We start from the raw sequence: 12,956 nt of genomic DNA on the forward strand, positions 1-12,956 counted from the left end.
AACGCCCATTCCTCCTCGCTCGTGTCGGTCGGATAGCAATATCGCCGCAGCTCAGTACACATCCCATATATTTGGGATCAACTCGGTCCGTAACACGCTCTAGGGCGCTTCCCCTGGACACCGGTTCAGGGGAAGCGCCCTGGACTAGTGTTGTCAGAGCATCTTCACCCGATCAGGCGAGTCCAGCTGATCGGGATCTGCTCCAGACCGTGATCCGCTCACACGGCTTCGCGGATCATGGTCCAGGCCATCGTTTGGTCGCGTGATCCACGCCTTCGGTGGGTCCACCTCAAGCGATCACGCTTTAGGACGTTCCCCGCAAACCCGCTTCGCGGCTTTGCGGGGACCCCATGGGATCCCCTCGCCGGCCCGAGGCGCCGCTTCGCGTCAGGGCACGACCTCGATGCTGATGCCCTCGACGATGGTCACCTGCACCCGGTCGCCGGGCCGCAGCCGGCGGGCGAAGTCGCGCATCTTCTGGTCGCGCAGCGACACGGTCTGGGTCTGGCCCTGCGGCCCGGTGACGGTGACCGCGTTGTTGCGCCGGTCGACCGCGTTCACCGTGACCGGCAGGCGCAGGCTGCGCACATAGGTGGCGCCCGGCAGCGCCCCGGGCGGCGCGACGGCCGCGCCCTCGCCCGCCACGGGCGGCAGGCCCGGCGCATCGGGCGGGGTCAGCGCCACCGCCACGGATTGCGTCACCCGCGTCACCACCCGGTCGCCGGCCTTGACCTGCGGCAGGTTGCGCACGCGCTGGCCGAGGAAGAGCGTGGTGAGCGTGCCGTCCTCGCTGCGGAGGATGACCGACCGTTCGCGCTGGTCGACCGCCTCGATCACCGAGACCGCCTCGGCGGAGCGGGAGACGGCGGCCGGCGCAGGCGGCCGCTGCGCCGCCGCCGGCCCGGCCGGGACCGGCAGGGCGAGGACGGCAAGGGCCAAGGGGGCAAGGGCCAAGGATGGGCGCAGGATCGGCATGGGCTCTCCTCCTCGTTGCGGCCCACCGCGATCCCGGCAGCGCCAGGCGGCAATCTGGCAGCCCGCGGCGGGCGGCGCCATATCGTTCCGGCCGGACCGCCTGCCGACGGCCCCGCTTGACCCGCCCCGCCGCCGCCGCCAAGGCTCGGCGGCTCCCGCAAGGTCCCCCCATGCCCCGGCGCATCCTCGTCCTGCTCGCCCATCCGGCGCATCGCCGCTCCCGCGCCAATGCGGCGCTGCGCCGCGCCGCGGGCGAGGTGGAGGGCGCGACCCTGCACGACCTCTACGAGACCTATCCCGACTTCCTGATCGACGTGGACCGCGAGCAGGCGCTGCTGCGCGAGCACGACGTCATCGTCCTGCAACACCCGATCTACTGGTATTCCTGCCCCGCCATCCTGAAGGAATGGCTCGACCTCGTCCTCGAGCACGGCTTCGCCTATGGCCATGCCGGCACCGCCCTGGCCGGGAAGGCGCTGCTCTCGGCCGTCACCGCGGGCGGCACGGAGACGGCCTATGGGCCGGCCGGGCTGAACCGCCACAGCCTCGCCGATTTCCTGCGGCCCTTCGAGGCGACGGCGCATCTCTGCCGCATGCGCTGGCTGCCGCCCTTCATCGTGCATGGCACGCATCTGCTCGATGCCGCGGCGCTGGCCCGGCAGGCCGGTGCCTACCAGGCGCTGCTGCGGGAGCTGCGGGAGGCGCCGGCGGCGCCACGGCCGGCGCCCCCGGCGGCCGCGGCGGGGAGGGCCTGAGCGTGGACGGCGGCTTGCTCGCCCAGGCTTTCGTCTATCTCTGCGCCGCCGTGCTGGCGGTGCCGATCGCCAGGCGGCTCGGCCTCGGCGCGGTCCTCGGCTACCTGCTCGCCGGCGTCCTCATCGGGCCCTTCGGCCTGCGGCTGGCCGGCGACGCCGCCGCGGCGCTGCATTTCGCCGAGTTCGGCGTGGTGATGATGCTCTTCCTCGTCGGGCTCGAGCTGCAGCCCGCCCGGCTCTGGGCGCTGCGCGGGCCGGTGCTCGGCGCCGGCGGGCTGCAGGTGGGGCTGACGACGCTCGCCATCGCCGGACTCGGCCTCGCCCTCGGCGCGGAGTGGCGCGTGGCGCTGGCCGCCGGCCTCATCCTCGCCATGTCCTCGACCGCGATCGCGCTGCAGATCCTCGCCGAGCGCGGGCTGCTGCGCACGGCGGGCGGGGAGACCGCCTTCGCCGTGCTGCTCTTCCAGGACGTCGCGGTGATCCCGATCCTGACCGTGCTGCCGCTGCTTGCCACGCTGCCGGCGACCGCGGGCGCGGCGCCGCACGACGCGGCCTGGATCAGCGGCCTGCCGGGCTGGGGCCAGGCGCTCGCCGTGCTCGGCGCCGTCGCCTTCGTCGTCGGCGGCGGCCGGCTGCTGACCCGGCCGGCCTTCCGCCTGATCGCCGAGACGCGGCTGCGCGAGATCTTCACCGCCTCCGCCCTGCTGCTGGTGATCGGCATCGCGCTGCTGATGCAGGCGGTCGGGCTCTCCCCGGCGCTCGGCGCCTTCCTCGCCGGGGTGGTGCTGGCGGACAGCGAGTTCCAGCACGAGCTGGAGGGCGATATCGAGCCCTTCAAGGGGCTGCTGCTCGGCCTGTTCTTCCTCTCGGTCGGCGCCGGCATCGACTTCGCCCAGGTCGCCGCGGCGCCGTTCGCCGTCGCCGGGCTGGTGCTGCTGCTGGTGCTCGCCAAGGCGGCGGTGCTGGCCGGCCTGGGCCTCGCCGCGCGTCGGCCGCGGCCGGAGGTGCTGCTGGTGACGCTGCTGCTCGCCCAGGGCGGCGAGTTCGCCTTCGTGCTGCTGGCCTTCGCGGTGCAGAACGGCGTGCTGCCCGAGGCGGAGGCGGGCCTGCTGGTCGCGGTGGTCGCCCTCTCCATGCCGGTGACGCCGCTGCTGATGCTGGCCTATGGCCGGCTCGCCGACCGGCTGGCGGCGCGCGACCTGCCGCCCGAGCCGGATGCGATCGAGCCGCAGGGCAGCGTGGTCATCGCCGGCTTCGGCCGCTTCGGCCAGATCGTCGGGCGGCTGCTGCTGGCGCATGGCCATCCGGTGACGGTGCTCGACCACGACATGGACACGATCGAGCAGCTCCGCCGCTTCGGCTTCCGCGTCTTCTACGGCGATGCCACGCGGCTCGACCTGCTGCAGGCGGCGGGCGCGGCGGAGGCGGCGGTGATCGTGGTGGCGACCGATGCGCGCGAGGCGACGGATGCCATCCTCGACACGGCGCGGCGGCATTTCCCCCGGGCGCGGGTGCTGGCGCGGGCCTTCGACCGCGGCCATGCCTATGCGCTCATGGAGGCGGGCGCGCATCTGGTGGTGCGCGAGACCTTCGCCGCCGCGCTCGAGACCGGCGTCGAGGCGCTGCGCTGCCTCGGCATGCCGGCCTATGAGGCCGAGCGGGCCGGCCGGCTCTTCCGCCGCCACGACAGGCGGGCGATGGAGCGCCTGGCGCCGGTGCGCGACGATGCCCGGCGCTACGGCCTGGCGGTGCGCGAGGCCTCGCAGCGCCTCCTCGAGGTGCTGGAGCGCGACCGGGCGCGTGGCCAGGCGGCGCCGGACGAGGGCTGGGACGCCACCGCCCTGCGGGAGGAGGCGCGGCAGCAGGCGGGCGGGCAGGATGCGGCGACTTCGGGTTGAACTGGGACGGATCGCCATGCCGCTGATCTTTCATGCCCTTGAATGGTTTTGCGCCCTGCCTGATTTTGCAAGGTGAGTGCGCCACCAGGGATGCCCGGCATGAAGGCCTTCCCCGCTGCGGGATTGACACGAAACGACGAGATCGAGCCACGCATGACCGAGGCCCCCGCCGAGCGCCTGGCCGTTCTGCATCGCCATCGCCTGCCCGGAGCGGAGGAGGGGGAGTTGCATCGCCTGGCGGCCCTGGCCGCCGATGTGCTGGATGCCGGGATCGCGGTGATCGCCGTGCTGGAGGCCGAGCGGCAATGGCCGGTCGCCCGCGTCGGGCTGCGCGGCGAGGCCATGCCCTGGCCGGCGGTGGTCTCGGGCCTGGCGCTCGCGGCGGCGCCGGGCCAGGTGCTGGTCGTGCCCGATGCCGCGCGGGACCCGCGCTTCGCCGGCGAGGCGCCGGGCGAGGGCCTGCCGGCGATCCGCTTCCTCGCCGGCGTGCCGCTGCGCCCGCCGGGCGGCCCGGCCTTCGGCACGCTCTGCATCGCCGATGCGCGGCCACGGCCGGCCGGCCTCTCCGAGCCGGAGCGGCGGCGGCTGCTGGCGCTGGCCGCGCTGACGACGGATGCGATGGAGCTGCGGCTGCAGGCGCGCCGGGCGCAGGAGGCGGCCGAGGCGGAGGCGAGGCTGCGCCAGGCGCAGGAGGCGGCCGGGGTGGTGGCCTTCGAGGCGACCTCCGGCAGCAGCCCCACGCATGCCCCGCTCGGCGCGCTGCGGCGGCTGCTCGGCCTGAGCGAGACGGTGCCGCTCACGCTGCGCGGCGAGGCGGTGAGCGCGCATCCGGAGGAGCGGCCGCGGCTCGAGATGGTGGCCTCCCGGCTCGCCGCCGAGGGGGGCAGCCTGCTGGAGGAGTTCCGGGTGACCACCCGCGACGGCGCCACCCTCTGGGCGCAGGTGCAGGCCGAGACGCAATTCGGCGCGCAGGACGATCCCGCCGCCTGGCGCCTTTCCGGCCTGCTGCGCGACGTGACGGAGCGGCGCCGGGCGGATGAGCGGCAGCTCTTCATGACGCGGGAGCTCGACCATCGCGCCAAGAACGCGCTCGCCGTCGTGCTGGCGGCGCTGCGCCTGACCCCGGCGGCGGATCCCCGCAGCTACGCCGTCGCCGTCGAGGGCCGGGTCGCGGCGCTGGCCCGGGCGCACACGCTGCTGACCGAGAAGCGCTGGGCCGGGGTGGAGCTGCGCGACCTGGTCGCCGGCGAGCTGCGCGCCTTCCTCGGCCCGGTCGAGGCGGTGCCGCCGCCGCGGGCGGGCCTCGACGGGCCGCCGGTGCTGCTGCTGCCGCAGGCGGCGCAGCCCCTCTCCATGGCGCTGCATGAGCTGACGACCAATGCGGTCAAGCATGGCGCGCTCTCGGTCCCGGGCGGGCGCATCGCCGTCGGCTGGGCGCTGGAGCCGGGCCGCACCGGGGTGCGGCTGCTCTGGGTGGAGACCGGCGGCCCGCCGCTCGCCGGCCCGCCGTCGCGCCTGCGCTTCGGCTCGCGCGTCATGCGGGGCACGGTGATGGACCAGCTCGGCGGCCAGCTCCTGCTGCGCTGGCCGCAGAGCGGGCTGGTCTGCGAGATGGTGCTGCCCGCCGGGCGCGTCCTGGCGGAGCCGGGCGCGGCCGGGCGGCTGGGGCCCTGATCCCTGGTGCGCGAAGTCCCGACCTGCGGCCCGCGGGGCCGAGCGCCCGGATGGGCGCCGCGCGTCGCGCCGGACGGCGCGACGGCCCAGGCAAGCCGGAGGGTTGCGCCCGGCGTCTGAGGGGCGCGCCCTCAGGGCGGGATGTCGACCTCGAGCAGCGGCGCGTGCTGCTGCGCGCCGTAGACATCCGTGTCGCCGATCTCGCCCGCCGGCACCAGGCGCGGCAGCGTCGCCTTGAAGGCGCGGCCGGCGGGATAGGGGGTGAAGAGCACATCCGCCTCGGCGACGCCGTAGAGCCGGGCGAAGAGCGCCGGGCCGAGCACCCCGCTCGCCCGCACCCGCTCGAAGGTCGCGTCGTCGGCGAAGACCACGTCGATGGTCAGCTCGAAGGGCCCGGCATTCTTGCTCTTGCAGACCTGGGCGATGTCCCGGATCAGCGCCATGCCTTCCTCCCCTGCCCGGCCCTGCGCATCGCTACACCCGCTCGTGCTCGATCGGGAACAGCGCGCAGGGGTCCTCGGTCTCGATCACATGCGCCATGCTGAAGCGGTAGACCTCGCCGGCCATGAGGTCGCTCGGCGAGAAGGGGATCGCCATGTTGCCCTCCTTGCAGAGCCGACCGGGGAAGTCGCAATGCAGCATCGAGGTGCGGGCGAGCGCGATGACGGCGGCGGCGATCTCGGCATCCTCGCCGACCACGTCGATCAGGAAGCCGATCTCGTGGCCGGGGGCGTCGCGCCGCGGCTCGCGCGCGCCCATCACCCCGTCCAGCCCGTAGCGGTGGATGGTCAGGCGCCAGGCCTCGGGGCCGATCTCGAGATCCCGCGCCTTCTCGGCGACCAGCGCCCGCACCCGGTCGAGGAAGCCGGGCAGCTGGCCGATCAGCCCCGGGTCGCGCGTGCCGGCGAAGCTGACGGCGCGGTGGCCGAGCCGCTCCGCCGCCTCGAGCTTCACCGTATAGGTCGCGGCCGGCTGCCAGCGCATGCCGGTGACGAGCGTCGCCCGTGGCGAGACCGCCTCGAAGCGGCAGTCGCTGGTGTCGAGCACGCCGCCCGGCTCGACATGGCGGATCGGCGAGGCGTTCTCGTGCAGCGAATGGTTGGCGACCGAGAGCGGCGTGCAGGCGCGCTCGCCCATCGGCTCGCAGATGACGCCGTCCTCGCGCACCGTCACCATCAGGCAGTCCGGCCCCTTCGGCAGCGCCGGCGCGGCGCCGCATTCCAGCATCTTGCCGGCATACCAGGCCTGGGCCGGGGGAAGCTGCGCCCGCAGCGCATGCGCGGCGAAGGGCGCCGGGTCGGAGCTGCGGCCGCCGAGCACCACCTGCGCCCCCTCGTCGAGCGCCCGCATATAGGGCTCCGGCCCGCAGAGGCCGACGATGCGGGTGGCGCGCTCGATGGTCGCCGCGGCCAGCGGCGGCATGCGGCCGAGCGGCCGGATGCGGCCCTCGCGCCGGCCCGCCTCGATGCGCGCCTTCGGCTGCTCGCTGTGGATCAGCGCCATCGGGAAATGCAGCCCCTCCTCGCGCGCGATGTCGCGGACCATCTGCGCGACGAGCTGCAGATGCGGCTCGCCGCCGGCGCCGCCGCAGGTGCCGATCAGCATGGGCAGCCGGTGCGCCACGGCGGCGCGCAGCATCAGCCGCAGGTCGCGCTTCATGGCGCGCAGCGAGACGAAGGGCTGGCCGCTGCCGAGGTAGTAGGGGCCGGGATCGCTGCTGCCGCCGTCGCAGCCGAGCATGTCGACGCCGCGCGCCAGCGCCGCCTGCAGCGCCGCCTCGGGATAGCCGTAGCCGAGGATGCCGCTGACCGAGACCATGCGGGTTTCGCGCATCGCCGCGTCTCCTTCCCCTCCCGCCCCCCGGTCTGCCGCCGGGGCCGGCGGGCCAGGATGCGTCGCCCCAGGGGCGAGCGATAGCCCCTTCATTTCCTAGCTTCCTCATTATTCCCTCGCCCTCTAGACTCGCCCGATGCGGGACGGGTCCTCTCTCGCCCACGCCCAGTGGCGGCTGGGCATCCTCATTGCGCAGATCGCGCGGCGATGGCGCGCGCGGCTCGACCAGAGGATCGCCGAGTACGGGCTCACCGAGGCGCGCTGGCTGGCGCTGCTGGCGATCTCCCGCGACGGCGAGGGCATGACCCAGAAGGACCTCGCCGGCCGGCTGCTGATCGAGGGCCCCACCCTGGTCCGCACCCTCGACTGGCTGGAGGGCGAGGGGCTGGTCGAGCGCCGCGAGGCGCCGCATGACCGCCGCGCCAAGACCCTGCACCTGACCGCCGAGGCGCGGCCGCTGATCCACCGCATCGAGGCGGCGGCGACCGGGGTGCGGGCGGAGATCCTGGCCGGCATCCCGGAGGCGGACCTCGCCGCCTGCCTGCGGGTGCTGGAGCAGGTGGCCCAGGGCCTCGCCATCGCCAGCCCGCCGCCGCCGCCCGAGGCCCTGCCGGCCAGCCGGACCGCCTGATGCCCGCCGGCGTTGGGCGGCAGGCCGGATGACGATCGCCCGGCTGCGCCAGGCCTGGGCCGATCTGCGCGACGCCTTCTGGGTGCGGCCGGCGGCCATGACGCTCGCCGCCGCGCTGCTCGCCGGGCTGCTGGTGCGGGCCGAGGGGGCGCCGCTGCCCGACTGGATGGCGGGCCTGGTCTATACCGGCGGCGCGGCCGGGGCGCGCGACATGCTCGGCACGGTGGCGGCGGCGACGATCGGCGTGGCCGGCACCGTCTTCTCCATCACCGTCGCGGCGCTCACCCTCGCCTCCAACCAGATGGGCCCGCGGCTGCTGCGCAACTTCACCCGCAATGCCGGCAACCAGTATGCGCTCGGGGCGCTGCTCGCCACCTTCGCCTATGCCCTGGTCGTGCTGCGCTCGGTGCGGGACGTGGCGGAGGGCGCCTTCGTGCCGCAGCTCGCCATCTCCGGCGCCCTGCTGCTCGCCTTCCTCTGCATCGGGGTGCTGATCTGGTTCCTGCATCACGTCGCCACCTCGATCAATGTCGACCATGTCGTGGCGCTGGTGCAGGGCGATCTCTCGCGGGCCCTGGCGCGCCTGCCGCGCCGCGCGGCGGGGGAGGACCGCCCGCCGGACGAGGCGCCGCCGCCGCCGGCGGAAGCGGCGCCGCTGCTGGCGCCGGCGGGCGGCTATCTCCGCGTCCTCGACGACGCGGCGCTGGCCGAATGGGCGGCCGCGCGGGACGCGGTGCTGCACCTGCGCCTCAGGGCGGGCGATTTCATCTTCCCGGGCAGCACGGTCGGGCATGTCGCCCCGCCGGCGGCGCGGGAGGAGGCGCAGGCGGCGCTCGACCAGGCCCTTGCCATCGGCAACCGCCAGAGCGCCGAGCAGGACCTGGAATTCGTGGTGCGGCAGCTCGTCGAGATCGGGCTGCGGGCCCTCTCGCCGAGCACCAACGACCCCTTCACCGCCATCGCCGTCCTCGACCGGCTGGGCGCGGCGCTCTGCGAGCTGGTGGACCACACCCTGCCCTCCGGCTGCATCCGGCATGACGGGACGCCCCGGCTCTGGCGCCGCAGCACCGACTATCCCGGGCTGCTGGACGCCATGTTCCACCCGCTGCGGCAGGACGGCGCGGGCGCGGCGCCGGTGATGATCCGCCTGCTGGAGGTGCTGGCCGAGGTCGCCGCGGTGGAGGGCGACCCGGCGCGGCGGGCGGCGCTCGCCCGGCATGTCGAGCTGGCCCAGGCGGCGGCGAGTGCGGCCGCGGCGCCGGATGCGGCGGCCCGCGCGACGCTCGCGGATCGCCACCGCGCCGCCCGCGCGGCGCTGGCCTCGCCGCCGGGGCCCCGGCCCTCATCCCGGCCCTGACGGCGCGCCCAGCCTTGACGAGGCCGGGGCCGCGGCCCGATCTGGCGCCGCAACCCGGATGCCGCCATGACCGCCGACGCCGCCATCGCCCGCCTCGTCGCCCATCCCCGCTTCCGCGCGGCGGTCGCCACCCTGGCGCGCGAGCATGACCGCACCGTCGCCGACATCGTCACCCTGACCGAGATCCCCGCCCCGCCCTTCGGCGAGGCCGCGCGCGCCGCCGCCTATCTCGGGATGCTCCGCGCACATGGGCTGGAGGAGGTCGAGCAGGACGCGGTCGGCAACGTCATGGGCCGCCGCCGCGGCACCGGCAACGGCCGCGCCGTGGTGGTGGCGGCGCATCTCGACACCGTCTTCCCGGCCGGCACCGATGTGCGGGTGCGGCGGGAGGGGACGCGCCTCTTCGCGCCCGGGGTCGGGGACGACACCCGCAGCCTCGCCGTCAACCTCGCCTTCCTGCGCGCCATGGACGCCGCCGGGCTGCGCACCCGGGCCGACCTGCTCCTCCTCGGCGATGTCGGCGAGGAGGGCGCCGGCGACCTCCGCGGCGTGCGGCATTTCTTCACCGAGGGGCGGCACCGCGGCCAGGTGGACGCCTTCCTCACCGTCGACAGCCCGGAGGTCGACCGCATCGTCATCGGCGGCATCGGCAGCAAGCGCTGGCGCGTCGCCTTCCGCGGCCCCGGCGGCCACAGCTTCGGCGCCTTCGGCCTGGTCAACCCGAGCTATGCCCTGGCCCGGGCGGCGCTGGCCCTCGCCGCCCTGCCCGCCCCGGCCGGGTCCCAGACCACGCATTGCGTCAGCCGGATCGGCGGCGGCACCTCGGTGAACGCCATCCCCGACGAGGTCTGGATGGAGGTCGACCTGCGCAGCCGCTCGGCCGAGGCGCTGGCGCGGCTGGAGGCCGGCTTCCTCGACAGCCTGCAGGCGGCCGTGGCGGCCGAGAACGCGGCCCGCTCGACCCGCGAGGGCGGCATCACCCTCGCCCTGACGCCGATCGGCGACCGCCCGGCCGGCGAGACCCCGCCAGACGCCCCGATCGTCCGCCTCGCCACCGCCGCCGTCGCGGCGCAGGGCTTCGTCCCGCGGCACGAATATTCCTCGACCGATGCCAACATCCCGATGAGCCTCGGCATCCCGGCGATCAAGATCGGCTCCGGCGGCCGCGGCGGCCGGGCGCACTCGCTCGAGGAATGGATCGACGTGGAGCCGGGCGAGAGCCTGCGCGGCATGGCGGCCAGTCTCGCCACGATCCTCGCCGTGGCCGGCGTCGAGCTGGAGTGATACCGAGCCCCCGCACGGGCGCCACGGGCCATGCCGGAGGCATGCCCCCCCGCACGCCGTGGCGCGACGCCGGGCCGCGCCCGCCATCTTCCGGCCATCCCGGCGCGGCACACCCTGCCCCGCCCGAGGAGTAGAAGAGGAGCAGACCGCTTGGCCCCGGCCAGCCTGGACCCGCCCGACGCCCGCCCGCCCGACGCCCGCCTGCCCGCCGCCGAGCCCCCCACCGCCCGGGACTGGGCCGCGCTCGGCATCGCCATCCTCGCCTCCCAGGCCGGGCAGGTGCTGCTGAAACTCGGCGCCCTGGGCCTGCCGCCGCTGGAGGGGGCGCCGCTGGCCAGCCTTCTGGCGCAGATCCTGCGGGTGGAGACGCTGCTCGGCCTCGGCTGCTACGGCAGCGGCACGCTGTTCTACGTGGTGGCGCTGCGGCGCATCCCGATGTCGGTCGCCGCCCCCTGCACCGCCATCTCCTATGTCTCGGCGACGCTGTTCGGCGTGCTGCTGTTCGGCGAGGCGCTGTCGCCGCTGAAGCTCGGCGGGCTGGCCCTGGTCTGCCTCGGCGTCCTGCTGCTCGCCGATTTCGCCGCCCGGCGGCCGGCGCGGGCGGACCTCACCGCGCCAGCGCCAGCAGTCTCCGCATCGCGGTAGGCAGGGCGGCCTCGGCCTCGGCCAGCGGCCGCATCTCCATCCCCTCGGGGAGGGGCGCGGGCGCGGCCGCAGGCGGCAGGGTGGCGGCGAGCAGCGCCATCTCCAGCTCGAAATGCGTGAAGCCATGCCGGGCGAGGCCGGGCAGGCGGCGCCAGGCAAGGCCGGGCAGCGGCGCGAAGGGCAGCGCCTCCGCCGCCTCCCAGGTCGCCTCCCGCCAGGGAGTGCCGGGGATCTCCAGCATGCCGCCGAGCAGCCCGCGCGGCGGCCGGCGCCGCAGCAGCACCCGCCCCGCCGCATCGGCGAGCAGGAAATGCACCCCGTGCCGCAGGGGCCGCGCCCGCTTCGGCGCCTTGCGCGGCAGCGTCTCCTGCACCCCCTGGCGTTGCGCCGCGCAGGCGCCGCGCCAGGGGCAGAGGGCGCAGACCGGGCTGCGCGGCGTGCAGAGCGTGGCGCCGAGATCGAACAGCGCCTGGGCGAAGTCGCCGGGCCGGGCGCGGGCCGCGGCATCCGCCATGAAGCCCTCGGCCAGGGCGACGAGGCGCGGCTTCGCCGCCGGCAGCGGCGTCGCCTCGGCCGCCAGCCGCGCCACCACGCGCTCGACATTGCCATCCACCGGCACCACCGGCTGGTCGAAGGCGATGGCGGCGATCGCCGCGGCGGTATAGGCGCCGATCCCGGGCAGCTTCCGCAGCGCCGCCGCCTCGCCCGGGAAGCCGCCGCGGGCGGCGACGATCCGGGCGCAGGCGTGCAGGTTGCGAGCCCGGGCGTAGTAGCCGAGCCCGGCCCATTCCTCCATCACCGCCGCCTCGGGCGCCGCGGCCAGCGCCTCGACATCGGGGAAGCGGGCGAGGAAGCGGGCGAAGCGCGGCCCGACGGCGGCGACGGTGGTCTGCTGCAGCATCACCTCCGACAGCCAGACCTGATAGGGTTCGGGCCGGCCGCCCTCCGGCGCGCGGAAGGGCAGCAGGCGGCGATGGCGGTCGTACCAGGCGAGCAGCGGCGCGGCGGGCGCCAAAGGGGCGGAGGCCGCGGGGGCGGGGGATGCGGGCATATGGGGCAGGATAGAGCGGATCGCCGGAGGGCGGGCACGCCCGGAGGCGCGAAGCCGCTCGACCAAGGCACCGCGGATCGCCGGAGGGCGGGCACGCCCGGAGGCGCGAAGCCGCTCGACCAGGGCACCGCGGATCGCCGGAAGGCGGGCACGCCCGGAGGCGCGAAGCCGCCCGGCCAGGGCGCCGCGGATCGCCGGAAGGCGGGCGCGCCCGGGGGGGCGCAGCCGCCCGGCCAGGACGCCCCGGCGCCGCCCGGGGCGCCGGCGGCCAGGATGCCGGGCGACGGGGCGCGGCGCGATGCCTTCACCGCCGCCCGCTCCCCCTACGGGCCGCGGCCGCTCGGCGCCCTGATCCCGGCGCTGACCCGCCCGGCCTTCCGCAAGCGCAGCCCGGCCGGGGCGCAGCTCATGGCCGACTGGACCGAGGCGGTGGGCCCGGCGCTGGCGGCGGTGACCACCCCGCACCGCTTCGCCGCCGGCACGCTGACCATCGCCTGCGTCGGGCCGGTGGCGATGGAGCTGACGCATCTGGCGCCGCAGCTCGTGGCCCGCATCAACGCGCATCTCGGCCGGGTGCTGGTCGAGCGGCTGCGCTTCATCCAGCAGCAGCCGGCCGCGGGCCAGGCCGCCCGCCGGGCGCCCCCCGCCGCGCCGCTGCCCGCGGCGGTGGAACAGGCCGTCGCGGCGGTGCCGGGCGAGGAATTGCGCGCGGCGCTGGCAAAGCTCGGCCGGGGCGTTTATCGACATCGTCCCTGACCGCGCCTGCGGTCGGAGTCGAGACCGAACCGCCGCGTGATCGCCTGGGGCAGGACCGCCGCAGCGCGGGAATCACGCGACCGACCACTGACTTGGA

12 protein-coding genes are annotated in these 12,956 nt (G+C 75.8%); 8 read left to right on the forward strand and 4 right to left on the reverse strand.

Annotated elements, in window-relative coordinates:
• Positions 1–387 precede the first annotated feature (387 nt).
• Positions 388–939 (reverse strand): hypothetical protein, encoded by a 552-nt coding sequence (locus DOO78_RS18615; protein WP_128080091.1) that lies wholly within the window; start codon positions 937–939, stop codon positions 388–390.
• 206 nt (positions 940–1,145) lie between these two features.
• Here DOO78_RS18615 and kefF point away from each other — a divergent pair, with 206 nt between their 5' ends.
• From kefF to DOO78_RS18630, 3 genes are all read left to right on the forward strand, one after another.
• A complete protein-coding gene (kefF, locus tag DOO78_RS18620; protein WP_111471378.1) occupies positions 1,146–1,730 on the forward strand; it encodes a glutathione-regulated potassium-efflux system oxidoreductase KefF in 585 nt (194 codons plus the stop codon).
• A gap of 2 nt (positions 1,731–1,732) precedes the next feature.
• Positions 1,733–3,628 (forward strand): monovalent cation:proton antiporter-2 (CPA2) family protein, encoded by a 1,896-nt coding sequence (locus DOO78_RS18625; protein ID WP_111471379.1) that lies wholly within the window; start codon positions 1,733–1,735, stop codon positions 3,626–3,628.
• Between the two features lie 153 nt (positions 3,629–3,781).
• Entirely contained in the window at positions 3,782–5,302 is a 1,521-nt protein-coding gene (locus tag DOO78_RS18630; RefSeq protein WP_165838973.1) for an HWE histidine kinase domain-containing protein, read from the forward strand.
• A gap of 131 nt (positions 5,303–5,433) precedes the next feature.
• Here DOO78_RS18630 and DOO78_RS18635 read toward each other — a convergent pair whose 3' ends face one another.
• Complete coding sequence (locus tag DOO78_RS18635; RefSeq protein ID WP_111471381.1) at positions 5,434–5,745, reverse strand: DUF4387 domain-containing protein; 312 nt, start codon at positions 5,743–5,745, stop codon at positions 5,434–5,436.
• A gap of 31 nt (positions 5,746–5,776) precedes the next feature.
• Positions 5,777–7,135 carry an acyclic terpene utilization AtuA family protein gene (locus tag DOO78_RS18640; protein WP_243634602.1) on the reverse strand — a complete coding sequence of 453 codons (1,359 nt, stop codon included), beginning with the start codon at positions 7,133–7,135 and terminating at the stop codon, positions 5,777–5,779.
• 136 nt (positions 7,136–7,271) lie between these two features.
• On the opposite strand from DOO78_RS18640, the gene DOO78_RS18645 reads away from it, so the two are divergent.
• The 4 genes from DOO78_RS18645 to DOO78_RS28455 all read left to right on the forward strand — a co-directional run bounded on the left by DOO78_RS18645 (position 7,272) and on the right by DOO78_RS28455 (position 11,052).
• Positions 7,272–7,766 carry a MarR family transcriptional regulator gene (locus DOO78_RS18645; protein WP_111471382.1) on the forward strand — a complete coding sequence of 165 codons (495 nt, stop codon included), beginning with the start codon at positions 7,272–7,274 and terminating at the stop codon, positions 7,764–7,766.
• Between the two features lie 28 nt (positions 7,767–7,794).
• Positions 7,795–9,123 carry a DUF2254 domain-containing protein gene (locus DOO78_RS18650; protein ID WP_111471383.1) on the forward strand — a complete coding sequence of 443 codons (1,329 nt, stop codon included), beginning with the start codon at positions 7,795–7,797 and terminating at the stop codon, positions 9,121–9,123.
• Positions 9,124–9,189: 66 nt separating this feature from the next.
• Complete coding sequence (locus DOO78_RS18655; RefSeq protein ID WP_111471384.1) at positions 9,190–10,407, forward strand: M20/M25/M40 family metallo-hydrolase; 1,218 nt, start codon at positions 9,190–9,192, stop codon at positions 10,405–10,407.
• Between the two features lie 150 nt (positions 10,408–10,557).
• Positions 10,558–11,052 (forward strand): DMT family transporter, encoded by a 495-nt coding sequence (locus DOO78_RS28455; RefSeq protein WP_279387810.1) that lies wholly within the window; start codon positions 10,558–10,560, stop codon positions 11,050–11,052.
• Here DOO78_RS28455 and DOO78_RS18665 read toward each other — a convergent pair.
• Positions 11,015–12,103: an A/G-specific adenine glycosylase gene (locus DOO78_RS18665; protein ID WP_111471386.1), complete on the reverse strand. Its 1,089-nt coding sequence runs from the start codon at positions 12,101–12,103 to the stop codon at positions 11,015–11,017. The two genes, DOO78_RS28455 and DOO78_RS18665, sit on opposite strands and share 38 nt — an antisense overlap.
• A 273-nt stretch (positions 12,104–12,376) precedes the next feature.
• Here DOO78_RS18665 and DOO78_RS18670 point away from each other — a divergent pair, with 273 nt between their 5' ends.
• Positions 12,377–12,859: a DUF721 domain-containing protein gene (locus DOO78_RS18670; protein WP_111471465.1), complete on the forward strand. Its 483-nt coding sequence runs from the start codon at positions 12,377–12,379 to the stop codon at positions 12,857–12,859.
• Positions 12,860–12,956: the final 97 nt, after the last annotated feature.

The sequence above is a fragment of the Roseicella frigidaeris genome, assembly GCF_003258945.1.
GTDB classification, from domain to species: domain Bacteria; phylum Pseudomonadota; class Alphaproteobacteria; order Acetobacterales; family Acetobacteraceae; genus Paracraurococcus; species Paracraurococcus frigidaeris.

Coding starts and splice junctions, on each gene's coding strand:
- kefF (WP_111471378.1), top strand. CDS start 1,146: ATGCCCCGGCGCATCCTCGTCCTGCTCGCCCATCCGGCGCATCGCCGC.
- DOO78_RS18630 (WP_165838973.1), top strand. CDS start 3,782: ATGACCGAGGCCCCCGCCGAGCGCCTGGCCGTTCTGCATCGCCATCGC.
- DOO78_RS18635 (WP_111471381.1), bottom strand. CDS start 5,745: ATGGCGCTGATCCGGGACATCGCCCAGGTCTGCAAGAGCAAGAATGCC.
- DOO78_RS18640 (WP_243634602.1), bottom strand. CDS start 7,135: ATGCGCGAAACCCGCATGGTCTCGGTCAGCGGCATCCTCGGCTACGGC.
- DOO78_RS18645 (WP_111471382.1), top strand. CDS start 7,272: ATGCGGGACGGGTCCTCTCTCGCCCACGCCCAGTGGCGGCTGGGCATC.
- DOO78_RS18650 (WP_111471383.1), top strand. CDS start 7,795: ATGACGATCGCCCGGCTGCGCCAGGCCTGGGCCGATCTGCGCGACGCC.
- DOO78_RS18655 (WP_111471384.1), top strand. CDS start 9,190: ATGACCGCCGACGCCGCCATCGCCCGCCTCGTCGCCCATCCCCGCTTC.
- DOO78_RS18665 (WP_111471386.1), bottom strand. CDS start 12,103: ATGCCCGCATCCCCCGCCCCCGCGGCCTCCGCCCCTTTGGCGCCCGCC.
- DOO78_RS18670 (WP_111471465.1), top strand. CDS start 12,377: ATGCCGGGCGACGGGGCGCGGCGCGATGCCTTCACCGCCGCCCGCTCC.